The organism is Microbacterium phyllosphaerae (assembly GCF_017876435.1).
Classification (GTDB): Bacteria; Actinomycetota; Actinomycetes; order Actinomycetales; family Microbacteriaceae; genus Microbacterium; species Microbacterium phyllosphaerae.
Genome location: NZ_JAGIOA010000001.1, coordinates 2,965,333 through 2,986,727 on the forward strand (window position 1 = coordinate 2,965,333; position 21,395 = coordinate 2,986,727).

Sequence of the window (21,395 nt, forward strand, 5' to 3'; positions counted from 1 at the left end):
GCTATCAGCGGTGAGCACACGCCATTCGCCGCCACCCGGGTGGACCGGAGCTGTCAGCTGTGGGCTGCCCACCACACCAGGAACGCCGCGCCCAACCCGATCACCCAGCTCACGAGACTGCCCACCAGGAAGTACTCGGCCCGCGCCCCGGTCTCGCCGTCGCGCGAGATCTCGGGGAATCGCACGATGCCCTTGGCCGCGAGCATCGCCGCGAGGATCGGGTAGGCGGCGGCCAGCGTGAGGATCATCACGAGGATGCGCTCGAGCGGCCCGATCAGGCGCCCGCCCTTGAATCCGGCCCGAGGATCGGATGCCGGGATACCGGCGGCCGCGGTCTCGGCCTGTGTGGTCTCGGCCGCCGCACTTTCGGCGGGTGCGCTCTCGTCCGGAGCTTCTCCGGAGACGACGGCGTCGCGAGGTTCCCCGACAGCGGGGCTCGTCTCGGCAGCGTCGGGCACGAGGCGCCGCAGCTCGGCGGGTCGCCACGTGTGCTCGCCGTCGAGCGCCGCGCGGACGACGAGGTTCGCAGACTCGAGCAGGAACAGCCCCACGCCCAGGGTGAGCAGCGCGAGGTCGAATGGAACGTCGCCGAACGGCGAACGCAGCGTCCACACCGACCCGATCAGACCTGCATCCGTGCGAGCACCGAGCCACACCACGGCACCGATGCTCAACACGCCGAGGAGCACAGCGGGCCAGAACCCGAGCGGGGCCGGTCGCTCCGACGGCATGCACCAGACCCACAATGCACCGACGACGAGGCCGGCGAGCATCGGCAGCAGCGCATCGCTCACGCTGCCGAGCAGCAGCAGGATGACGGCCACCACGAGATAGCCGATCCACCGACGCGACGCGAACTGGCGCACCAGATCAGCGGCTCCCACCGCCAGGAGCAGGAATCCGGCGACGATCATGCGTCTGTTCCCCTCAAGGCGGCCACGCCCTCGAGGAGAGCAGCACTCCCCGCGCTCCGCAGCGACTTCGAGACGCTCGGCTGCGAGATGCCCTCCTCGGCAGCCAGCTCATGCTGCGATCGGCCGATCAGGCGACCGTAGGTGAGGCGGCGCTCGCGCTCGTTCATCGCCCCGACCAGCTCGTCGCGGACGAGCAGGTAGGCGTTCGATGCGGCGATCACGCTGTCCATGACCTCATCCTGCCCGGGAGCACCGACAATCCAGGTGCGCGTGCGCGGCACGGCGCGACCCTCCCGGGCGTGCACGGTCTCGATGGCGGCTCGTGCGGCGTACCAGCCCGGGCCGTCGGCGAGCTCGCCGTGCACGGAGTCGACCGCGCGCACATCGCCGACGCCGACCCCGAAGCGGAAGGCGATGCCGTCGGGAAGAGCGAGCTGGATCATCAGGAGCGACACCATCGCGTCTTCGAGCGCGAGGTAGACCCCCTGCTGCTCGTCCCCCACCGTGGGTGTCAGCGACTGCTGCGCGAGGGGCAGATCGTTCTCGACCCGCACGATGGTTCCGTCGAGGATGCGCTGCGCCGCCGATCGATCGTCGAGCTTGCGAGAGCCCACGATGTCGGCGAGTACGGCGATGACCATGCGATAACCGTAACACGAATAACTTCCATTTATGCCCTATTTGGTTATAGTCTCGGAACATGCCTGAATCAGACATCATCCCCTGGGCCGACGGCTCCTGGACCCACGCACCCGCCGATCTCTCCAGCGACGGCGATCACCTCGACGTGACCGCAGTCGAGGGCAGCGACGCCTGGCGGCACACCGCCTACGGCTTCGTGCACGACACCGAGCACGCGCTGCTCGCTCCCCTGGAGGTGGGCGAAGCGATGGACGTCTCGTTCCGCGCCCCGTGGGACGGTCAGTTCGATCAGGCGGGCGTCTTCGTGCGCATCGACGACGAGCACTGGATCAAGGCGGGCATCGAGTACGCCGACGATCACCTCGGACTCGGGGCCGTCGTCACCGACATCCGCTCCGACTGGTCTGTCGGGTACGTCGACGACTGGCACGGCAGCGAGATCACCGTGCGGGTGAGCCGCTGGCCGGATGCCGTGATCGTGCGCGCGCGAGCGGATGAGGGCGACTGGCGACTCGTCCGGGTGGCTCCGTTCGACGGCGACGCCGTGGCATCCGCAGGCCCTTTCCTCGCCGGCCCCACGCGTTCCGGTCTCGTGGTGCGGTTCACCCGCTGGACGCGCTCGTCCGCTGACGCCGCGCTGCACTGAATCGCACCCACAGGGCGCGTACACGAAGAACAGAACGGCCCGCGGATGCTCTCGTCGAGAGTCTCCGCGGGCCGTCTTCCGTCGTACGAGTCGTCGCTCCTCCGCAATCGCCGGCTAGAGACCGAGCGCGTGCGCGGCCGCCTGCGCCCGGGCCACGAGCTCAGCCCGCTGCTCTGCCACCCGCACGGGCGCCGTGCCTCCGGCGCCGGTGCGGGACGCCACGGAACCCTCGATCGTGAGAACCTCACGGACCTCCGGAACCAGATGCGGCGACACCGACAGCAACAGCTCGTCGGAGGCATCCTCGAGGCCGATCCCCTGCTCCTCGCAGGCACGGACGAGTGCGCCCGAGATCTCGTGGGCATCCCGGAACGGCACACGCCGCTTCACGAGCCACTCCGCGACGTCGGTCGCGAGCGAGAAGCCCTGGGGCGCGAGAGCCGCCATCCGCTCGGTGTCGAAGCGCAGCGTCGCGATCATGCCGGCGAACGCGGGAAGCACGACCTCGAGGGTCTGGACAGAGTCGAAGACCGGCTCCTTGTCTTCCTGCAGATCGCGGTTGTACGCGAGCGGAAGCCCCTTGAGCGTCGCGAGCAGACCGGACAGATTGCCGATCAGACGCCCGGATTTGCCGCGAGCGAGCTCGGCGATGTCGGGATTCTTCTTCTGCGGCATGATGCTCGACCCGGTCGAGTAGCTGTCGTGCAGGGTGACGAATCCGAACTCGCGTGTGTTCCAGAGGATGATCTCCTCGCTCAGGCGCGAGATGTCGACTCCGGTCATCGCAGTGATGAACGCGAACTCGGCCACCACGTCGCGGGCGGCCGTGCCGTCGAGCGAGTTCTCGGCCGGACGATCGAGTCCGAGCTCGGTCGCGACGAGCGCGGGGTCGAGTCCGAGGGTCGAACCCGCGAGGGCTCCCCCGCCGTAGGGCGAGACGCCGGCGCGACGACGCCAGTCGACGAGACGTTCGAGCTCGCGCACGAGCGGCCAGCCGTGCGCCTGCAGGTGGTGCGCGAGAAGCACCGGCTGCGCGTGCTGCAGGTGCGTGCGTCCGGGAAGGATCGCATCCGGGTGCGCCTCCGCCTGGGCGACGAGCGCGTCGATGACGCGGAGCAGGTCGCGGGCGATGACGCGGGCGTGGTCGATCAGGTACATCCGCACGAGCGTGGCGATCTGATCGTTGCGGCTGCGTCCGGCACGGAGCCGTCCGCCGAGCTCAGGGCCGAGCTCGGCGATGAGCGCCTGCTCCAGGGCACCGTGCACGTCCTCGTCGGACGGGACCGGCTGCAGCGTGCCGTCGGCGACCTTGCGCGCCACGGCATCCAGTCCCTCGTGCATCCGCGTCGCCTCGTCGGGCTCGAGATACCCGGCCGCCGCGAGTGCGGTCGCGTGGGCGTGGGATCCTGCGATGTCGTACGGCGCGAGCACCCAGTCGAAGTGCGTCGACCGACTGAGCTCGACCAGCTCGGGCGAGGGACCGCTCGCGAACCGAGCGCCCCAGAGCGCGCCCTCGTTGGTGCCTTCGTTCTTCGCGTCGACCATCACGCGTCCTTCCTGCTGAGCAGCCAGACGAGCAGGGCCTTCTGCGCATGCAGACGGTTCTCCGCCTCGTCCCAGACCACACTCTGCGGACCGTCGATCACCTCGGAGTCGACCTCGTAACCGCGGTCGGCGGGGAGGCAGTGGATGAAGATCGCCTCGGAGTCGGCGAGCGCCATGGTCTCGGGCGTCACCTTGTACCCGCCGAGATCGCGGATGCGCGCGAGCTTCTCCTCCTCCTTGCCCATCGACACCCAGGTGTCGGTGACCACGACGTCGGCTCCCGCCGCGGCCTCGACCGCGTCGGTGTACAGCGTGATGGACCCACCGGTCTCGGCGGCGCGGCGGTCGGCCGCCTCGACGACATCGGCGCGCGGCGCGTAGTCGACGGGCGAGACGATGCGCACGTGCATACCGGCGGTGACACCGGCGAGTGCGTAGGAGTGCGCCATGTTGCTCTGACCGTCACCGAAGAACGTGAGGGTCAGACCCTTCAGATCGCCCTTGTGCTCGCGGATCGTGAGCAGGTCGGCGAGCAGCTGGCACGGGTGGAAGTCATCCGAGAGGGCGTTGACGACCGGAACGGTGGTTCCGGCGGCCATCTCCTCGAGTCCGGACTGGGCGTAGGTGCGCCAGACGATGGCCGCGACCTGACGCTCGAGCACGCGCGCGGTGTCGGACGGGGTCTCCTTGCCTCCGAGCTGACTGTTCGCCGTCGAGATGATCAGCGGGGAGCCACCGAGATCGGCGATTCCCACCGCGAACGAGACGCGGGTGCGGGTCGACGACTTGTCGAAGATCACTGCGACCGTCTGCGGGCCGGCGAGAGCCTTGTTCGCCCAGCGGTCCTTCTTCAGCTCGATGGCGAGATCGAGGATCTCCGCCTGCTCTGCGGGGGTCAGATCGTCGTCACGCAGAAGGTGGCGGGTCATGCGAGGGCCTTTCCGGATTCGGTGAGGGATGCCTGGACATCGGCGAGCGATGCGGCGAAGAGTTCGCGGAACTCGGCGAGCTCTGCGTCTCCGATGGTGAGGGCGGGGGCGATGCGCACGGTCTCGGGGTTCGCCGCGTTCACGATGAGACCGCGTTCCTGGGCTGCGGCGACCACGTCGTTCGCGACGGGGGCGCTCAGGCCGACGCCGATCAGGAGTCCGCGACCACGCACACCGGTGATCAGCGGCGACTCGAGCCCGGCGATGATCTCGCGCAGCTCCTCGCCGCGGCGCGCTGCATTCTCGACGAGTCCGGCGTCCTCGATCTCGGTGAGCACCGCGTCGGCGACCGCCGTGGCCAGGGGGTTCCCGCCGAACGTCGAGCCGTGCGAGCCGGGCGTGAACAGCGAGCTCGCCGCACCGTAGGTCACGAGCGCGCCGATCGGGAAGCCGCCGCCGATGCCCTTGGCGAGCGTGATGGCGTCGGGAGTGATCCCCTCGTGACTGAACCCGAACCAGGCGCCGGTGCGTCCGGCTCCCGTCTGGATCTCGTCGACGATGAGCAGTGCTCCGTGGGCGAGCGTCAGCGACCGCGCCGCCTGCAGGTAGCCCTCGGGAAGCTCGACGACACCTGCCTCGCCCTGGATGGGCTCGACGATGACGGCGGCGACGCGGTCGTCGATCGCCGCTTCGAGCGCCTCGATCGTCGCGGGGATGTGCTCCACCCCACCGGGCATCGGCTCGAACGGCGCGCGCATGGCGGCCTTGGCGGTCAGCGCGAGCGATCCCATGGTGCGTCCGTGGAATCCGTTCTCGAGCGCGATGATGCGCGGCTTCTCGGTGCCGCCGTGCAGACGGGCGAGCTTGAACGCCGCCTCATTCGCTTCGGCGCCGGAGTTCGAGAAGAACACGCGGCCGTCGATCCCGGCACCGGCGAGGCGCTTCAGCCGTGCGGCGAGCGCCAGCTGCGACGGGGTCGCGAAGTAGTTCGACACGTGCGCGAGCGTCGCCGCCTGTCGCGACACGGCCTCCACGAACACCGGATGCGCGTGACCGAGAGAGGTCACCGCGATACCGGCGAGGAAGTCGAGGTGGCGCTTGCCCTCGGAGTCCCAGAGATACGAACCCTCGCCGCGGGTGAGCATCGCCAGACGGGGCCCTGCGTTGAGGACCAGATCGCTCGCTGCGTCATCCTGCCAATTGCTCATGCGTTCGCCCCTGCCGTTCCCAAGACCACTTCTGTTCCGATTCCCTTGCTGGTGAAGAGCTCGACGAGCACCGAGTGCGGTACTCGTCCGTCGATGATGGCGGCGGCGTCGACGCCGCCCTCGATCGCATCCAGGCACGCCTTCATCTTCGGGATCATGCCGGACTCGAGGGTCGGGAGCATCTCGATGAGTGCCTCCGACGTGAGGTGCGACACGAGAGAATCGCGATTGGGCCAGTCGGCGTAGAGCCCCGGGACATCCGTGAGGATGACGAGCTTGCGCGCCTTGAGCGCGACCGCGAGGGCCGCAGCCGCGGCATCCGCGTTCACGTTCAGCGACTGACCGGGGTGGTCGAGGTCGGGTGCGATGCTGGAGACCACCGGCACGCGACCGGCGGCGAGGTGGTCGAGCACGGGCGTCGGGTCGACTTCGACGACGTCGCCGACGCGACCGAGGTCGATCTCCTCGCCGTCGATCACGACACCTCGGCGACGGCCGCCGAAGAGCCCGGCGTCCTCACCGCTGAGTCCGGTCGCGATCGGCCCGTGCGAGTTGATCTTGGAGACCAGCTGCGGGTTCACCTGGCCGGTGAGCACCATGCGCACGACACCGATCGCCTCGGTGTTCGTGACGCGGTAGCCGCCCTTGAACTCGCTCGGGATCTCGAGCCGCTGCAGCATGTCGGAGATCTGGGGTCCGCCGCCGTGCACGACGACGGGCTGCACACCCACGTAGCGCAGGTACGCGATGTCCTGGGCGAAGGCCTCCTGCAGTTCGTCCGAGACCATGGCGTTGCCGCCGTACTTGACGACGACGATCTGATCGCGGAACTTCTTCAGCCACGGGAGCGACTCGATGAGCGTCGCGGCCTTGACGGCGGCGACGTCCGGCGTGGTGTCCTGGATGTCGGTGGTCATGAGGCGTAGGCGCTGTTCTCGTGCACGTAATCGTGGGTGAGGTCGTTCGTGAGGATCGTCGCCGTCGCCTCTCCGACCTTGAGATCGATCACCAGGTGGGTCGCGCGCGGAGTCAGGTCGACCTCTTCGCGCGGTCGATCCGGACCGCCCTCGCTGCACACCCGGACGCCGTTCATCCAGACGTCGACGTCGTACGGGTCGAACTGCGCGTTCGTGGTGCCGATCGCCGCGAGCACCCGACCCCAGTTCGGGTCGTTGCCGAAGATCGCGGCCTTGAAGAGGTTGTTCCGGGCGACCGAGCGACCGACGTCGACGGCTTCACCCTCGGACACGGCGTGCTGCACCTCGATCGTGATGTCGTGGCTGGCACCTTCAGCATCGCCCTGCAGCTTGACCGCGAGCTGCTGACACAGTTCGCGCAGAGCGGCGGTGAAGTCCTCGGCGTCGGGCACGACGCCCGATGCGCCGTTCGCCAGCAGGGTGACCTGATCGTTCGTCGACATGCAGCCGTCGGAGTCGAGACGGTCGAACGTGGTGCCCGTCGCTGCGCGCAGCGCGGCATCCGCCTCGAGCGGCTCGAGCACCGCATCCGTCGTGATGACGACCAGCATGGTGGCGAGGCCCGGTGCGAGCATGCCCGCTCCCTTGGCCATGCCGCCGATGGTCCAGCCGTCGCGGGTGACGACCGCGGCCTTCGAGACGCTGTCGGTGGTCATGATGGCCTCGGCCGCGACCTCTCCCCCGTCGGCCGAGAGCGCGGCGATCGCCTGCTCGGTGCCTGCGAGCACCTTGCCGCGGAAGACCTCGTCGCCGACGCCGATGAGACCGGTCGAGCAGACGAGCACATCGCCGGCGCTGACGCCGAGGAGCTCTGCGGCCTTCTCGGCCGTCTGGTGCGTGGTCTGGAACCCGAAGCTCCCGGTGAAGCAGTTCGCTCCTCCGGAGTTCAGCACGACGGCCTCGACCACGCGGTCGGCGACGGCCTGCTGCGACCAGATGATCGGGTTGGCCTTGGCGCGGTTGCTCGTGAAGACGGCGGCACCGACCTTGCGCGGGCCGCGGTTGACGACGACGGCGACATCGGGCTTGCCGGTGGTCTTGAGGCCGGCGGCGACTCCCGCCGCCTCGAATCCTGCGGGGGCGGTGACGCTCACGGCGCGACTCCGTTCACTGAGAGGGCGCGGGACTCGGGAAGCCCCAGCGCGAGGTTCATGGACTGGATGGCAGCGCCTGCGGTGCCTTTGACGAGGTTGTCGACCGCGGTGACCACGGTGACTCTGTTCGCGGCACGATCGATCGCGAGACCGATCAGCGCGGTGTTCGCACCGAGCACGTCGGCGGTGCGCGGGAAGTGACCTTCGGGCAGCAGCTGCACGAAGGTCTCGTCACCGTAGGCGTTCTCCCACGCGGACCGGATCTCGGCATCGCTCACGTCGCCCGCGATCGGTGCGGTCGAGGTGGCGAGGATGCCCCGCGACATCGGGACGATCACCGGGGTGAAGGAGATGCGGATGCCGTCGGCCGCGGCGCCGGATGCGGCGGCGAGCGCCTGCCGGATCTCGGGGATGTGTCGGTGAGTGCCGCCGACCGCATAGGGGTTGGCGCTGCCGAGGATCTCGCTGCCGAGCAGATTGGTCTTGAGGCTCTTGCCCGCACCGGACGGGCCGACGGCGAGAACCGACACGATGTCGCCGGGGTCGATCACTCCGGCCGCGACTCCGGGGGCGAGACTGAGGCTCACCGTCGACGCGTTGCATCCGGGGGCCGCGATCCGTGTCGCGCCGCGCAGCGTCTCGCGCTGCTTCACCCCGTCGACCAGGAGCTCGGGGACGCCGTACGCCCACGGTTCGTGGAAGTCGCCCCCGTAGAACGCATCCCACGAATCCTGCGACGTCAGCCGATGGTCGGCGCCCGCGTCGATCACGAGAGGAGTGTCGCCGAGGGCGTCGGTGTACTGACCCGACTGACCGTGCGGAAGCGCGAGGAAGACGATGTCGTGACCGGCGAGGATCTCGGGCGTCGTGTCCTGCAGAGTCAGGTGTGCGAGGGAGCGCAGATGCGGCTGGTGCTGCACGAGCGGCTGGCCTGCGTTCGAGTGCGCCGTGACGGTGCGGATCTCGATGTCGGGATGCGACGCGAGGAGGCGCAGGATCTCGCCGCCCGCGTAGCCGGATGCGCCGGAGACGGCGACGGAGTACGTCATGCTTCTACCTTAACGGTCGGACCCCGTGTCGAACTCGGGGTGCAGTGTCGGGAACCGGGGCGGCGACACCGGCACTCGACCGCCGTGCGTACGCAGGCAGAAGCGCAGGGTCGCCTAGAGTCGGCGGCCGCTGCGGCGTCGGCGCACGGCGATGACGCTCGGAACGAGCGTCAGAGTTGCGGTGGCGGCCGAAGGCATGCCGCGACGATAGCGCGCTCGTCGCGGCATGCGCAAATCGGTTCCGTCACGCAGAGACGGCGGAGGCGAACGGGGCGGCGAAGAAGGCGAGCTCGTGGGCGCTCGACACCTCGAATGCTCGGAGCATCCGATCCCGTGCGGTCGGCGCGGCGATCGCCGCTGCGTCCGCGACGAGGGTGATCGCCTGATCCGTCGCATCCTCGAACGCCGGGTCCGCATAGGTGGCGAGCCACGTGGCGTACGGATGCCGGGGATCCCGCGCATAGTCGCCGAATTCGCCCGCGTGCAGGCGCCGGCCGAGATCGGTGTAGAGCCAGAAGCACGGCAGCACCGCGGCGATCAGCTCGGCGTAATCGCCGCCGAACGCCACGGAGCGCAGGTGGTCCAGGTACGCGACGGTCGCCGGCGCGGGAGAGGCGGCGAACGTCGAGGCATCCACGCCCTCGTCGGGCGTCAGCCACGACGCGTGCAGCTCGAGCTCGCCGATGATCGCACCCTCGGCGGAGTGCGCCCAGAACGCCTGTTCGCGCGGAGTGGGAGCGAGGCGTGAGGCTTCCGCGAGCACGCGCGCGTACTCGCGGAGATAGAGCGCATCCTGGGCGAGATAGAACAGGAACGGGTCCCGGGCGAGCGTGCCGTCGGCCAGACCCCGGATGAACGGGAGCTCGTCGATGCTCGCCCTCACCGCCGCCGTGCGCTGCCACCACTCGGCGCGGATCTCTTCGGGCGCGCGGTTCGTCTCGACGCCGCCCCGCGCCCACAGACCTGCGAAGTGGTTGATCGGTCCGTGACCGCGCCCGACCTGGAGCCCCTCGCTCTCGCGCAGGGACTCGCGAAGCCACGACCGGGTCGAGGCGACGGCGTCGACGGGCGTCTCCCCCCGAGCGAGGCGCGTGGCGAGCGCGGATGAGAGCGAACAGCCGGTGCCGTGCGTGTTCGCGGTGCGGATCCGCGTGCCGGGGAACTCCCGCCGCACACCCCGGGCGACGTCCACGAGCGCATCGGGAACATCGTCGCCGTCGAGGTGTCCGCCCTTCACCAGCACCGCGGCGCCGATCATCGCCGACAGCTCCTCCGCTGCGGCGAGCGCATCGGCCCATCCGGAGATCGAGCGCCCCGCGAGCACCGCGAGCTCTTCGAGGTTGGGGGTCACGACGTGTGCACGCCGGAGGAGTTCGCGCAGCGCCGCCTCCGCGTCCTGGTCGAGCAGCCGGTCGCCGCTCGTGGCGACCATGACCGGGTCGAGCACGACGATCGGCGGTCGGACGACGTCGAGCCACTCGGCGACCGTTCGGATGACGTCGGCGTTCGCGAGCATCCCGATCTTGACCGCGTCGACGACGATGTCGTCGGAGATCGCGTCGAGCTGCTGTCGCAGGAAGGCCGCCAGCGGTACGTGCAGGCCGCTGACGCCGGTGGTGTTCTGGGCGGTCAGCGCGGTCAGCGCCGCCATTCCGTAGCCGCCGTGGGCAGCGATCGATTTGAGGTCGGCCTGGATCCCCGCGCCTCCCGAGGGATCGCTCCCGGCGATGCTGAGCACCCGCGGTGTGCCGGCCGCCCGCCACCGACGCACGAACGCCTCCGCGGTCGCCGTCGGATCCGCCGCCGCGCACAGCGCCGAGACCACCGCGAGCCCGGCCGCACCGGCATCCCGAAGCCGCTCGGTGTCGTCGATGGCCACGCCTCCGATCGCCACGCACGGGAGCGCGGTCGCCTCGACGAGGGCACGGAAACCCTCGACGCCGAGGGCCGGCGGATGATCGGGCTTGGTGGTGGTCGGGCGGATCACGCCGACGCCCAGGTAGTCCACGGTGCCGGGCGGCAGCGCTCGCACCGCTTCGAAGTGGTCCGCGTTGTTCGCCGTGAGCCCGATGAGCGCCTCGGGGCCCAGCGCCTCACGCGCACGCAGCACGGAGGCGTCCCCCTGCCCGAGATGCACACCGTCGACCCTCGCACCCTGCTTCCGTGCGGCGAGTGCGGCGTCGAGGCGGTCGTTCACGACGAGGAGCGCGCGTCCGTCGATCACGCGTGACAGTTCGAGCAGCTGCGCCGTGGTCTCGGCATCCGTCGCCGTCTTGTCACGCAGCTGCACGATGCGCACGCCGCCGTCGACCGCCTGACGGACGGTCTCCACGACTCCGCGCTCTCCGCAGAGGTCCGGGTCGGTGACCAGATAGAGCGAGAGGTCCGCGATCACAGCGCACGCTCCTCGATGTGCGCCGCAGCGGCGAGGTCGTGCGGCTGTACAGACGCGAGCGCGTCGAGGAGCTCGACCGCGAAGCTGCCGGGACCCGAGGCTCGCATCGCCGCACGTTCTGCGGCGACCGTGTAGGCCAGGCTGGCAGCGGCCACGGCGACGAGGGATTCGGTGCCTGTCGTGCGCGCCGCGCCCAGGAACGCGGCCATCACGGCACCCAGAGCACAGCCTCCCCCGGTGACGCGGGTGAGCAGTTCGTCGCCGTTCGCGATGCGCACGACGCGGTGGCCGTCGGTGATGAGGTCGACGGCACCGGACACCGCGACGACGGAACCGTGACGGACGGCGAGCGCGACAGCCGCGTCGATGGCGGCGTCCGGCGTATCGGTCGCGTCGACGCCTCGCCCGCCCGCACTCAGCCCGGCGAGCGCGAGGATCTCGGAGGCGTTCCCCCGGATCGCCGTGGGACGCGCGGCGACGAGGTCGTGCGCGAGCGCGGTGCGCACGGGCAGCGCCCCGATCGCGACGGGATCGAGCACCCACGGGGTGCCCGCGGCATTCGCGCCGGCGACGGCCTCCAGGCTCGCCTCCCGCTGCTCGGGTGTGGGCGTGCCGAGGTTGATCAGCACCCCGGACGCGACTCCCGCGAAGAGCCCCGCCTCGTCGACGATGTCGACCATGGCGGGTGCGGCGCCGAGAGCCAGCAGCACGTTGGCCGTGAAGCCCGTGACGACGGTGTTCGTGATGCAGTGGGTCAGCGGTGGTGTCTCGCGGAGCGCGGACAGCAGCTCGGCAGCCGTGGCCGCCAGGGTCGATTCGGATTCTGGACGCAGACGATCGCTCAATGCGACATCCCTTCGCTAGTACGAACTAGATCAGGTTCGACGGGTCTGTTCTCAGCCGCGGATGCGGCACCCCGTGTCACTGCTCGAAGTCTAGCGACGACCGGTGATCAGCTCAGCAGCTGCACCAGCGCGAGCTCATCCGAGCGGGTGAGGCCGGCACGCCTGTCCCGATCGATCCCTCTCGCCTGCTCGTCGGCGATGACGACCGCGACGGTCTCGTCGAGCGGTCGCAGGTCGCCGCCCGCGGCGCAGTACCGGGCGTTGGCTCGGGTCATGAAGCCCGTCATATCGGCGGGCAGCCAGAGGGGCAGCGAGCGCTCCCCCGCCCAGAATTCGACGCCGTTCTCGACGAGCCAGTCGTCCTCAGCCACCACCGTGTCGCCCCGGTGATCAGCGAGCCGCCTGACGGTCGCGAGGACGTCGGCGAGCGGATGCCGGTCACCAATCGCGTTGATCACACCGGTGGCCGAGGTCGTGGCGATGAACTCCGACAGGTCGTCGACGTCGATGACCTGCGTACTGCGGCCTTCGGCGTTCGGGAGCAGAACCGGTCCGTCCACGGCCCTGAGGAATGCCGCCGCCCAGTATCCGAATCGATCACTCGGGTCGCCCTCGCCGACGATCAGCCCGGGGCGCACGATCAGCGCTCGCTCGCCCAGTGCGCGCACGGCGCTCTCGGCCGCGACCTTCTGCGCGCCGTACTCGTACTCGTCCCCGGGCTGGGCCGGCGCGTGCACGGAGGCCGTCTCGTCGGCACCGATGGTGGCGTCGTCGGAGTACACCGACATCGACGAGACGTAGGTCCAACGGGCGGCTCGCTCCCCGAGAGCGGCGACCGCCGCCGCCACGTGCGCCGCGTTCGATGAGATGTCGATCACCTGATCCCAGTCGCGACCCGAGACGGTGTCGTACGCGGCCGGGTCGTCGCGGTCGGCCAGCACGAGGCTCGCCCCCTCAGGCGACGGACGTCCTCCCCGTGCGAGGCACATCACGGTCGCCCCGTTCACCAGCATCCGTCGGGCGATCCGACCCGACAACCAGCCTGTTCCGCCGAGGATCAGCACATCTGTCATGCACCCATGCCATCAGCATCCGTGCCCGAGGGGAAGGGCCTTCCGCTCAGGGCGGATGCCGTGCTCACGGCCGGCGCAGGTCGGAGAGCCCGGTCAGCTCAGGCATGGTCCACGACGGGTCGGGGCGCCAGGCCTGCCACCGCGGATCGAACGGCCACTCACCCGAGTGGAACGACTCGATCGCCGCATCCGCATGACGCTCGATCTGTGCGGCCTGCTCCCGCGTGAGCCGCCCCTGTGCGATGGCGGCGACGAGTTCGTCCTCGTCCTTGAGTGAGATCCTGCCGTCGGGTTCGATCTCGACGTCGAGGATGTGATCCGACGAGTAGGTGTCGCGGTCCGTACGCAGATGCGCGTTCTCGAGGTTGACGTACCACCCGGCGAACTGCCAGTCCGGTCCGCTCACCTCGCTCCAGAACAGCCACACGGACCACGCGGCCCCCGCGGGGGCGATACGCAGGATCCCGTTGCCCCACCACTCCTCGACGATGCGGGTCCGCGGCTCGAGCCACCGACGCTCCAGCGGCACCGTGCGCACCCGCTCACCCGCCGGAGTCCCCTGGCCCTCCTGCAGCGTGCCCGGTGCGAGCCAGGCCACGAGCCCGCGCGCGTCGTCGCGGACCACGCGCATGGGCGTGATGGTCGATGCGTCACCCGGCTGCCAGCCCGGCTTGCGGTAGTGCCAGTCGATCTGATCGCCCGGCTGGAGGAACGGCCCCTCGCCCATCGCACGGACACCGTCGGGCACCGCCGCAGGGGTGCTGTGGGGAAGGATGCTCATCTCCACACGCTACCTCGGGCGCCCCGCGAGGGCGTGGAGGCGGGAGCACACGAACGCGACCTGCACCCCTCTCAGGAGGCAGGTCGCGTTCACGCGGATCAGTCGCGGAGGGTCGCGCCGAAACGCTCGGACGCGACGGCGACTCCCGCGAGCTTCGCCTCGGTCGCCTCGGCAGCCGTGAGGGTGCGGTCGTCCGCGCGGAACCGGAGCGCGAACGTCAGGCTCTTCTCCCCCTCGGCGAGTCCCTCGCCGCGGTAATCGTCGACGAGACGGATCGCCTCGAGCATCTTCCCGGCGCCCTCGGTCAGCGCAGCACGGACCTCACCTGCCGGCACATCGACGCCGAGCACGAGCGAGACGTCCTGCGTGGCGGCGGGGAACGTCGACAGCGAGGCGGCGACGGCACGGGCATCCGCCAGCGCGAGGACGCCGTCGAGGTCGAGTTCGAGCACCGTGGCACGACCGGGAAGGTCGGCACCGGACGCCACGTCGGGGTGCAGTTCGCCGACGTATCCGACCTCGGTGTCGCCGACGGACAGCACGCCCGTGCGCCCCGGGTGCAGCGCGGCACGCTGCCCCTGGACGACGTCGATGTCGACGCCTGCGGCCGCGGCGATGACCCGAGCCGCATCGAGCGCCTCGGACAGACCAGCCGGCTCTGCGGCTCGGCCGGGCTGCCGTGCGATCACGTTGCCCGTGAGCAGCACTGCGACGTGGCGATGCTGCGGCGGGATCGACGCGTTCAGCGCGGCGAGCGTCTCATCCGACGGGCGAGCACCGAGCGGAGGCACCTCGTCGGTGCCGTACTCGACGCCCGGCTCCGGGAGGAAGACGACGCCGGTCTCGAACAGGGCGAGGTCGGTGAGGCCTCGCGAGATGTTGCGGTGCGCGGTCTGCAGGAGCCCGGGGATGAGCGAGCGGCGCAGGAACGGAGCGGATCCGTCGAGCGCGTTCGCGAGCCGGATGCTGGGCAAATGCTCGCCCGACGCCGATCCGTGCAGATCGTTCTCCGCCTCGGTGGTGAAGGGGAAGGACGGCGTCTCGACGAAGCCGGCAGCGGCCAGCGCGTCGGACACCCGACGACGGCCCTGCTGGTGCGCGGTCAGGCCACGGCCGGACGGCGGCGTGGGCAGCACCGAGGGGATACGGTCGAGACCGTGGATGCGGGCGACCTCCTCGGCGAGCGACCACTTGTCGGTGAGGTCGGGGCGCCAGGTCGGCGGGATGACGGTCCAGCCGGCATCCGTCGCGGTGACGTCCGCGCCGATCGTCGTCAGCGCGCCCTCGATCTCGGCGTCGGTGTAGTCGACGCCGATCAGGCCCTGCACGAAACCGGTCGGCAGCTCGATGTCGGCGACGAAGACCTCGGCGAAGAGGGCGCCACCCTCCTCGGTGAGCGACCCGCCGGCGAACTCGACCATCAGGTCGGCGGCGCGGCGAGCAGCGACGAAGGGCACCAGGGGGTCGACGCCGCGTTCGAAGCGCTTGGAGGCCTCGCTCGGCAGCTTGTGCCGACGGGCGGTGCGCGCGATCGTGATGGGGTCGAAGATCGCCGCCTCGATGAGCACGTTGTGCGTGGTGTCGCTCATCTCGGTGGTGCCGCCGCCCATGACACCGGCGAGGCCGATCGGACCCGACTCGTCCGTGATGAGCAGGTCTTCGCCATGGAGCGTGCGTTCCTGGCCGTCGAGAGTCGTCATCTTCTCGCCGGTGTTCGCGCGGCGCACGGTGATCCCGCCTGCGAGCTTGTCGAGGTCGTAGCCGTGGAGCGGCTGGCCGAGCTCGAGCATCACGTAGTTGGTGATGTCGATCAGGATGCCGAGCGAGCGCATGCCCGCGAGCGACAGACGAGCGATCATCCAGGGCGGGGTCGGCCGAGACGGGTCGACATCGCGGACCACGCGGGTGACGAATTCGCTCGCACCGACACGCCCGCGGATGGGGGCGGTATCGTCGACGACCGCCGTGTGCCCGCTGCCCGGCTGGAGCTCGGCGAAGTCGCGCTCGGCCGGGTCACGGAAGGTGACGCCGGTGGCGTGCGAGTACTCGCGGGCGACGCCTCGCAGAGAGAACGCGTACCCGCGGTCGGGTGTGACGTTGATCTCGACGGCGACGTCGTCGAGCCCGAGCAGGCTGATGGCGTCGGTGCCGACGGGAGCGTCGATGCCGAGGTCGGCCAGCACGAGGATGCCGTTGTGCTCGTCGCCGAGACCCAGCTCGCGCGCAGACGCGATCATGCCGTCGGACACGTGACCGTAGGTCTTGCGCGCGGCGATCGGGAACGGACCGGGCAGCACGGCACCGGGCAGGGTCACGACGACCTTGTCACCGGCGACGAAGTTGTGGGCGCCGCAGACGATCCCGCGGATGCCGCCGTTCGCCTCTCCGACGTCGACCTGGCACCAGTTGATGGTCTTGCCGTTCGACTGCGGCTCCCCCTCGAGGGAGACGACCTGTCCGACGACCACGGGACCCGAGATCTCGAAGCGGTGCACGTCCTCCTCTTCGAAGCCGACGGTGACCATCGCCGCGAGGACATCCTCGGGCGTCGCATCCGCTGCCAGATCGACGTACTCACGCAACCACGAAAGCGGGACGCGCATCACACCACCATCCCGTACTGCTCGCTGAATCGGACATCGCCCTCTGCCATGTCCCTCATGTCCTGCACGTCGCTGCGGAACATGAGCCCGCGCTCGACGCCCATCCCGAACGCGAAACCGCTGTACACGTCGGGGTCGATCCCGGCCGCCCGGAGGACGTTCGGGTTGACCATTCCGCATCCGCCCCACTCGATCCAGCGCGCGCCGCCCTTGAAGGTCGGATGCCACAGGTCGAGCTCGGCGGACGGCTCGGTGAAGGGGAAGAAGTTCGTGCGGAAGCGCGTCTTGGCCTCCGGACCGAAGAGCTGACGCGCGACGTGGTCGAGCGTGCCCTTGAGATGCGCCATCGAGATGCCCTTGTCGACGACCAGCCCCTCGAACTGCGTGAAGACCGGGAGGTGCGTCGCGTCGAACTCGTCGGTGCGGTAGACGCGACCCGGGCACAGCACGTAGATCGGCACGTCACGGTCGAGCATCGAGCGCACCTGCACGGGGCTCGTGTGCGTGCGCATCACGAGGTGGCGCGAGGGCGGGTCGACGTAGAACGTGTCCTGCTCCTGGCGAGCGGGGTGGTCGACGTCGAAGTTCAGGGCGTCGAAGTTGAACCACTCGTGCTCGAGCTCGGGTCCTTCCGCGATCTCCCAACCCATGCCGACGAAGATGTCCGAGATCTGCTCGCTCAGCAGGGTCAGCGGATGCCGTGCTCCGACGCGCGTGCGCGACGGAACGGCCGTGATGTCGACACGCTCGGATTCGAGACGGGCGGCGACCTCGGCGGTGGCGAGCTCGGCCTCTTTCGCGGCGAGGGCCTTGGTGACCTGCCCGCGGCCCTGGCCGACGAGCTTGCCGAACGCGGCCTTGTTCTCTGGGGCCACCTGGCGCATCGACGCGTTCAGGACCGCGAGGGGGGATCCTTCTGCGACGTGGGCGGCACGGGCGGCCTTCAGCTCGGCCGTATCGGCGGCGGCGGCGATCGCTTCGAGGGCGGCTGCGACAGCGGCCTCGACTGCTTCCGGGGTGATTTCGGGAGACTCAGACACGAGACAGGAGTCTACCGGCGCGGGGCGGTCGCCCCGCGCCGGTAGAGCGTCAGATCGTGCCTGGGCCACCACCCTGGTCGAACTTGCCTGCACCCTTCTGCAGCGCGATGAGCTCGGTGTTGGTGCCGTCTTCATGCTGGCGAGGATCTTCGCCGCCCTGGATGGCCTGCACCTTGGGCGAGCGCCGCGTGCTGATCTCGACCCATCGCGCGATGCCCGAGAGGATCAGGCACATGATGATGTAGATGCCGCCGATCACGAAAGCCGACTGCAGGATCGGGCGCCCCTGCTGCGAGGTGAGCTGCTTCGCGTAGTACAGCAGCTCGGGGTACGTGATGATGAAGCCGAGCGCGGTGTCCTTCATCGTGACGACGAGCTGGGCGACGATCACCGGGAGCATCGCTCGGATCGCCTGCGGCAGAAGGATCAGCCGCATCACACCGCTCTTGCGGAGTCCGATGGCGTACCCGGCCTCCTTCTGTCCTCGTGGCAGGGATTCGATGCCTGCTCGCAGCACCTCGGCGAGGACCGACCCGTTGTACGCCATCAGCGCGATGACGACGGCCCAGTACGGCTCCATCTTGACGCCGACCACGGGGAGGCCGTAGTAGAGCAGCATCATGAAGACCAGCACGGGGACGGCACGGAACAGCTCGGTGATCGCGGTGACCGGGATCCGCACCCACGCGTGCTCCGAGAGACGCCCGATCGCCAGGACGAAGCCGAGGATGACGCTGAGGACGGCAGCCAGCGCGAACGCGGCGAGAGTGTTGCCGAGCGCCTTGAGGATTCCCATCCAGACGTTGGCGAAGGTGAAGACGAACCACTTCTCGGCGGAGAATTGGCCGGTCTCGACCATCCGGAAGACGATGAAGCCGATCGCCGCGAGGACGAGGATGATCGTCGCGACCGCGATGAGGCGGTTCCGGGCGATGGCCCGGGGCCCCGGGACGTCGTACAGTACAGAGCTCATCGCGCGATCCTCCATCGGTTCTCGAGATATCGCTGCAACCAGCTCAACAGCAGCACCAGGGCGACGAACACCACGGCGACCCAGAGGAGGACTTCCATCGGGTTGCCCGGGCGGTCGGCGGAATCGTTGATCGTGGATCGCAGTGCCGCGAGCTCGGCGACCGAGAACCCTGCGGCGACGGTCGTGTTCTTGAGGAGGGCGATGAAGACGCTCATCATCGGCGGGACCACGGAACGGAAGGCCTGCGGGAGGATGACGAGGCCCATCACCTGCCCGAACGGCAGGCCGATCGCTCGTGCGGCCTCGGCCTGCCCGACCGGAACGGTGTTGATTCCCGCCCTCAGCACTTCGGCCACATACGTCGCGGTGTAGATGCCGATCGCGAGGATGCCGAGCACGAGGTTCGACAGGTCAGGCAGACCCAGCTGCGGGTACCCGAAGATGAAGAAGAAGAACACGAGGGTGAGCGGGGTGTTGCGCACGGTGTTGACGTACACGGTGCCGACGCCCCGGGCGATCGGCACCGGCGATACGCGCATCGCTCCGACGATCAGTCCGAGGACCAGAGCGATGAGCCCGCCGGCGAAGAACACGATCAGCGTGTTGCTGATCGCCTGTCCCCACAGGTCGAGGTTGCCGAAGATGACGTCCACGCCACCCTCCCTTCTTCAGAAGTGTGAGGGCGGCCTCCCTGAGGAGGCCGCCCATGCCGATCAGTACGCGTCGACCTCGGGCTGCTCGACCTCGATGCCACTGGAGCCGAGGTTCTTGTCGAAGATCGCCTGTCAGATGTCGCCACCGTCGGTGAAGAGCTCGTTGATGTGCGCGCGCAGCGCGTCGTCACCCTTGGTGAGGCCGACGCCGTAGCGCTCCTCGGTGAAGAGTCCGCCGGTGACCTTCACGTCATCCGGGTACTGGGCCGCATAGCCGATCAGGATGGCCTGGTCGGTGGTGACCGCGTCGACCTTGCCGTCGATCAGGTCCTGGACGCACGCGGAGTACAGGTCGTACTCCTGCGTCTTGATGTCGGGGAAGTTCGCCTTGATGTTCTGGATCGGCGTGGAGCCGGTCGCGGAGCAGACGGTCTTGCCGTTGAAGTCCTCGAGCGCCTCGGCGTCATCGGCATCCGCGGCGACCAGGAGTCCCTGGCCCGTGATGAAGTACGGGCCCGCGAAGTCGATGAGCTCCTTGCGCTTGTCGTTGATCGAGTACGTGCCGACGTAGTAGTCGATGTCACCGTTGGTGATCGCCTGCTCGCGGTTCGCGGAGGCGATCGGCTTGAACTCGATCTTGTCCTCGTCGTAGCCGAGCGAGGCGGCGATCCATCGGGCGATGTCGACGTCGAAGCCGGTGCGCTCGCCCGTCGTGACGTCGAGGTAGCCGAGACCGGGCTGGTCCTCCTTGACGCCGACGATGACCTTGTCACGCTTCTGGATGGCGTCGAACGTCGGGCTGCCCTCGAGCTGGACATCGCTGGCGACCTCGAACCAGGTCGAGTCCTCGCCCTCGTCGCCGCCGGTGCCTGCGCCGGGGCTGGAGGGGCTACCGCTGTTGCAGGCGGTCAGCGCGAGCAGCGCTGCCGCGGCGATCCCGATTCCTGCCAGTGTCCGTGTGCGTCGCATGTGCGTCTCCTTCGTGTGCTGTGTGTGCAGGGTCTGTGGGGCTCGGTCAGTGCGTGAGGAGCTTCGAGAGGAAGTCCTTGGCTCGGTCGCTCTTCGGAGCCGTGAAGAACTCCTCGGGAGTCGCCTCCTCCACGATGCGCCCGTCGGCCATGAAGACCACGCGGTTGGCGGCCTTGCGCGCGAAGCCCATCTCATGGGTCACGACGATCATCGTCATGCCCTCATGGGCGAGTTCGACCATCACGTCGAGAACTTCGTTGATCATCTCGGGGTCGAGCGCACTGGTCGGCTCGTCGAAGAGCATGACCTTGGGGTGCATCGCCAGGGCGCGAGCGATCGCGACGCGCTGCTGCTGGCCGCCCGAGAGCTGAGCGGGGAGCTTCGACGCCTGCTTGGCGACGCCGACACGCTCGAGGAGCGCCATGGCCTCCTTGTCGGCATCCGCCTTCTTCAGGCCTCGGACCTTGATGGGGCCGAGAGTGACGTTCTCGAGGATCGTCAGGTGCGCGAAGAGGTTGAACGACTGGAACACCATGCCGACGTCGGCGCGCAGTGTCGCGAGCCCCTTGCCCTCGGCAGGGAGCGCCTTGCCGTCGATGCTGATCGTGCCGCTCGTGATGGTCTCGAGCCGGTTGATCGTGCGACACAGGGTCGACTTGCCCGAGCCGGACGGACCGATCACGACGACGACCTCGCCGGCGTTCACCGTGAGATCGATATCCGTGAGCGCCTGGAAGTCGCCATAGTGCTTCTGGACGTTGTCGACCACGACGAGAGGCTTACCAGAGGTCATCATTTCTCCAAACTAGCCAGGTCGATCACGGGGCTCCACACACATGCGTCGACATTTACACGTTCGTAACCACGCGATGGGGCCGGATGCGCCCGACCACGGGAGTGCCCCACGGTCCGCCCCCGCGAACCGTGGGGGCGTTCCTGCTGCCGCGTTCCTCCCCCATGCGGGACGAGGCAGCAAGCCTCCGATCGGATCCGATCGCGAGCCGATCCGTCGGGACGACCGACCCCGCGCCTGCATGAGTGGCGTGGGCTCCGTGTCAT

The 21,395-nt window shown here is 69.2% G+C and carries 18 protein-coding genes, 1 pseudogene and 1 riboswitch; of the genes and pseudogenes, 1 reads left to right on the forward strand and 18 read right to left on the reverse strand.

Annotated features, from left to right (window positions below; translation table 11 throughout):
- Positions 1–53: 53 nt before the first annotated feature.
- Positions 54–914 (reverse strand): hypothetical protein, encoded by an 861-nt coding sequence (locus tag JOF42_RS13975; RefSeq protein WP_210098386.1) that lies wholly within the window; start codon positions 912–914, stop codon positions 54–56.
- The gene (locus JOF42_RS13980) at positions 911–1,555 is read right to left on the reverse strand and encodes a SatD family protein (protein ID WP_210098387.1); all 645 of its coding nucleotides are present in this window, start codon (positions 1,553–1,555) and stop codon (positions 911–913) included. Before JOF42_RS13980 ends, JOF42_RS13975 begins: the two co-directional genes overlap by 4 nt.
- Positions 1,556–1,614: 59 nt before the next feature.
- On the opposite strand from JOF42_RS13980, the gene JOF42_RS13985 reads away from it, so the two are divergent.
- Positions 1,615–2,202 carry a DUF1349 domain-containing protein gene (locus JOF42_RS13985; protein WP_210098388.1) on the forward strand — a complete coding sequence of 196 codons (588 nt, stop codon included), beginning with the start codon at positions 1,615–1,617 and terminating at the stop codon, positions 2,200–2,202.
- A 114-nt stretch (positions 2,203–2,316) separates the two neighbouring features.
- On the opposite strand, the gene argH is transcribed toward JOF42_RS13985, so the two are convergent.
- The 16 genes and pseudogenes from argH to JOF42_RS14065 form a co-directional block, all read right to left on the reverse strand.
- Positions 2,317–3,747, reverse strand: coding sequence for an argininosuccinate lyase (gene argH, locus JOF42_RS13990; RefSeq protein ID WP_210098389.1), 1,431 nt, complete (start codon positions 3,745–3,747; stop codon positions 2,317–2,319).
- A complete protein-coding gene (gene argF, locus JOF42_RS13995) occupies positions 3,747–4,676 on the reverse strand; it encodes an ornithine carbamoyltransferase (RefSeq protein ID WP_210098390.1) in 930 nt (309 codons plus the stop codon). Before argF ends, argH begins: the two co-directional genes overlap by 1 nt.
- The gene (locus tag JOF42_RS14000) at positions 4,673–5,884 is read right to left on the reverse strand and encodes an acetylornithine transaminase (protein ID WP_210098391.1); all 1,212 of its coding nucleotides are present in this window, start codon (positions 5,882–5,884) and stop codon (positions 4,673–4,675) included. Before JOF42_RS14000 ends, argF begins: the two co-directional genes overlap by 4 nt.
- A complete protein-coding gene (gene argB, locus JOF42_RS14005; protein ID WP_210098392.1) occupies positions 5,881–6,801 on the reverse strand; it encodes an acetylglutamate kinase in 921 nt (306 codons plus the stop codon). Before argB ends, JOF42_RS14000 begins: the two co-directional genes overlap by 4 nt.
- Positions 6,798–7,955: a bifunctional glutamate N-acetyltransferase/amino-acid acetyltransferase ArgJ gene (gene argJ / locus JOF42_RS14010; protein ID WP_210098393.1), complete on the reverse strand. Its 1,158-nt coding sequence runs from the start codon at positions 7,953–7,955 to the stop codon at positions 6,798–6,800. Before argJ ends, argB begins: the two co-directional genes overlap by 4 nt.
- A complete protein-coding gene (gene argC / locus JOF42_RS14015; RefSeq protein WP_210098394.1) occupies positions 7,952–9,004 on the reverse strand; it encodes an N-acetyl-gamma-glutamyl-phosphate reductase in 1,053 nt (350 codons plus the stop codon). Before argC ends, argJ begins: the two co-directional genes overlap by 4 nt.
- A gap of 244 nt (positions 9,005–9,248) precedes the next feature.
- Complete coding sequence (locus tag JOF42_RS14020) at positions 9,249–11,399, reverse strand: bifunctional hydroxymethylpyrimidine kinase/phosphomethylpyrimidine kinase (RefSeq protein ID WP_210098395.1); 2,151 nt, start codon at positions 11,397–11,399, stop codon at positions 9,249–9,251.
- Complete coding sequence (thiM, locus tag JOF42_RS14025) at positions 11,396–12,244, reverse strand: hydroxyethylthiazole kinase (RefSeq protein WP_210098396.1); 849 nt, start codon at positions 12,242–12,244, stop codon at positions 11,396–11,398. Before thiM ends, JOF42_RS14020 begins: the two co-directional genes overlap by 4 nt.
- Positions 12,235–12,328: riboswitch (TPP riboswitch) on the reverse strand. (Overlaps the previous gene by 10 nt.)
- Positions 12,329–12,351: 23 nt before the next feature.
- A complete protein-coding gene (locus tag JOF42_RS14030) occupies positions 12,352–13,317 on the reverse strand; it encodes an NAD-dependent epimerase/dehydratase family protein (RefSeq protein WP_210098397.1) in 966 nt (321 codons plus the stop codon).
- 64 nt (positions 13,318–13,381) lie between these two features.
- Complete coding sequence (locus JOF42_RS14035; RefSeq protein WP_210098398.1) at positions 13,382–14,098, reverse strand: ribonuclease FAU-1 family protein; 717 nt, start codon at positions 14,096–14,098, stop codon at positions 13,382–13,384.
- A gap of 98 nt (positions 14,099–14,196) precedes the next feature.
- Positions 14,197–16,701: a phenylalanine--tRNA ligase subunit beta gene (gene pheT, locus JOF42_RS14040; RefSeq protein ID WP_210098399.1), complete on the reverse strand. Its 2,505-nt coding sequence runs from the start codon at positions 16,699–16,701 to the stop codon at positions 14,197–14,199.
- The gene (gene pheS / locus JOF42_RS14045) at positions 16,701–17,741 is read right to left on the reverse strand and encodes a phenylalanine--tRNA ligase subunit alpha (protein ID WP_210098400.1); all 1,041 of its coding nucleotides are present in this window, start codon (positions 17,739–17,741) and stop codon (positions 16,701–16,703) included. Before pheS ends, pheT begins: the two co-directional genes overlap by 1 nt.
- Before the next feature lie 49 nt (positions 17,742–17,790).
- Positions 17,791–18,714, reverse strand: a complete 924-nt coding sequence (locus tag JOF42_RS14050; protein ID WP_210098401.1) for an amino acid ABC transporter permease — start codon at positions 18,712–18,714, stop codon at positions 17,791–17,793.
- The gene (locus tag JOF42_RS14055; RefSeq protein WP_210098402.1) at positions 18,711–19,367 is read right to left on the reverse strand and encodes an amino acid ABC transporter permease; all 657 of its coding nucleotides are present in this window, start codon (positions 19,365–19,367) and stop codon (positions 18,711–18,713) included. Before JOF42_RS14055 ends, JOF42_RS14050 begins: the two co-directional genes overlap by 4 nt.
- Positions 19,368–19,427: 60 nt before the next feature.
- A pseudogene (locus JOF42_RS14060) lies at positions 19,428–20,336 on the reverse strand (glutamate ABC transporter substrate-binding protein).
- Between the two features lie 46 nt (positions 20,337–20,382).
- Positions 20,383–21,129 (reverse strand): amino acid ABC transporter ATP-binding protein, encoded by a 747-nt coding sequence (locus JOF42_RS14065; protein WP_210099216.1) that lies wholly within the window; start codon positions 21,127–21,129, stop codon positions 20,383–20,385.
- Positions 21,130–21,395 lie beyond the last annotated feature (266 nt).

Bases quoted from the DNA above. Each gene is read 5' to 3' on its own strand.
- JOF42_RS13975 (WP_210098386.1), bottom strand. From the start codon at position 914: ATGATCGTCGCCGGATTCCTGCTCCTGGCGGTGGGAGCCGCTGATCTG.
- JOF42_RS13980 (WP_210098387.1), bottom strand. From the start codon at position 1,555: ATGGTCATCGCCGTACTCGCCGACATCGTGGGCTCTCGCAAGCTCGAC.
- JOF42_RS13985 (WP_210098388.1), top strand. From the start codon at position 1,615: ATGCCTGAATCAGACATCATCCCCTGGGCCGACGGCTCCTGGACCCAC.
- argH (WP_210098389.1), bottom strand. From the start codon at position 3,747: ATGGTCGACGCGAAGAACGAAGGCACCAACGAGGGCGCGCTCTGGGGC.
- argF (WP_210098390.1), bottom strand. From the start codon at position 4,676: ATGACCCGCCACCTTCTGCGTGACGACGATCTGACCCCCGCAGAGCAG.
- JOF42_RS14000 (WP_210098391.1), bottom strand. From the start codon at position 5,884: ATGAGCAATTGGCAGGATGACGCAGCGAGCGATCTGGTCCTCAACGCA.
- argB (WP_210098392.1), bottom strand. From the start codon at position 6,801: ATGACCACCGACATCCAGGACACCACGCCGGACGTCGCCGCCGTCAAG.
- argC (WP_210098394.1), bottom strand. From the start codon at position 9,004: ATGACGTACTCCGTCGCCGTCTCCGGCGCATCCGGCTACGCGGGCGGC.
- JOF42_RS14030 (WP_210098397.1), bottom strand. From the start codon at position 13,317: ATGACAGATGTGCTGATCCTCGGCGGAACAGGCTGGTTGTCGGGTCGG.
- JOF42_RS14035 (WP_210098398.1), bottom strand. From the start codon at position 14,098: ATGAGCATCCTTCCCCACAGCACCCCTGCGGCGGTGCCCGACGGTGTC.
- pheT (WP_210098399.1), bottom strand. From the start codon at position 16,701: ATGCGCGTCCCGCTTTCGTGGTTGCGTGAGTACGTCGATCTGGCAGCG.
- JOF42_RS14050 (WP_210098401.1), bottom strand. From the start codon at position 18,714: ATGAGCTCTGTACTGTACGACGTCCCGGGGCCCCGGGCCATCGCCCGG.
- JOF42_RS14065 (WP_210099216.1), bottom strand. From the start codon at position 21,129: ATGACCTCTGGTAAGCCTCTCGTCGTGGTCGACAACGTCCAGAAGCAC.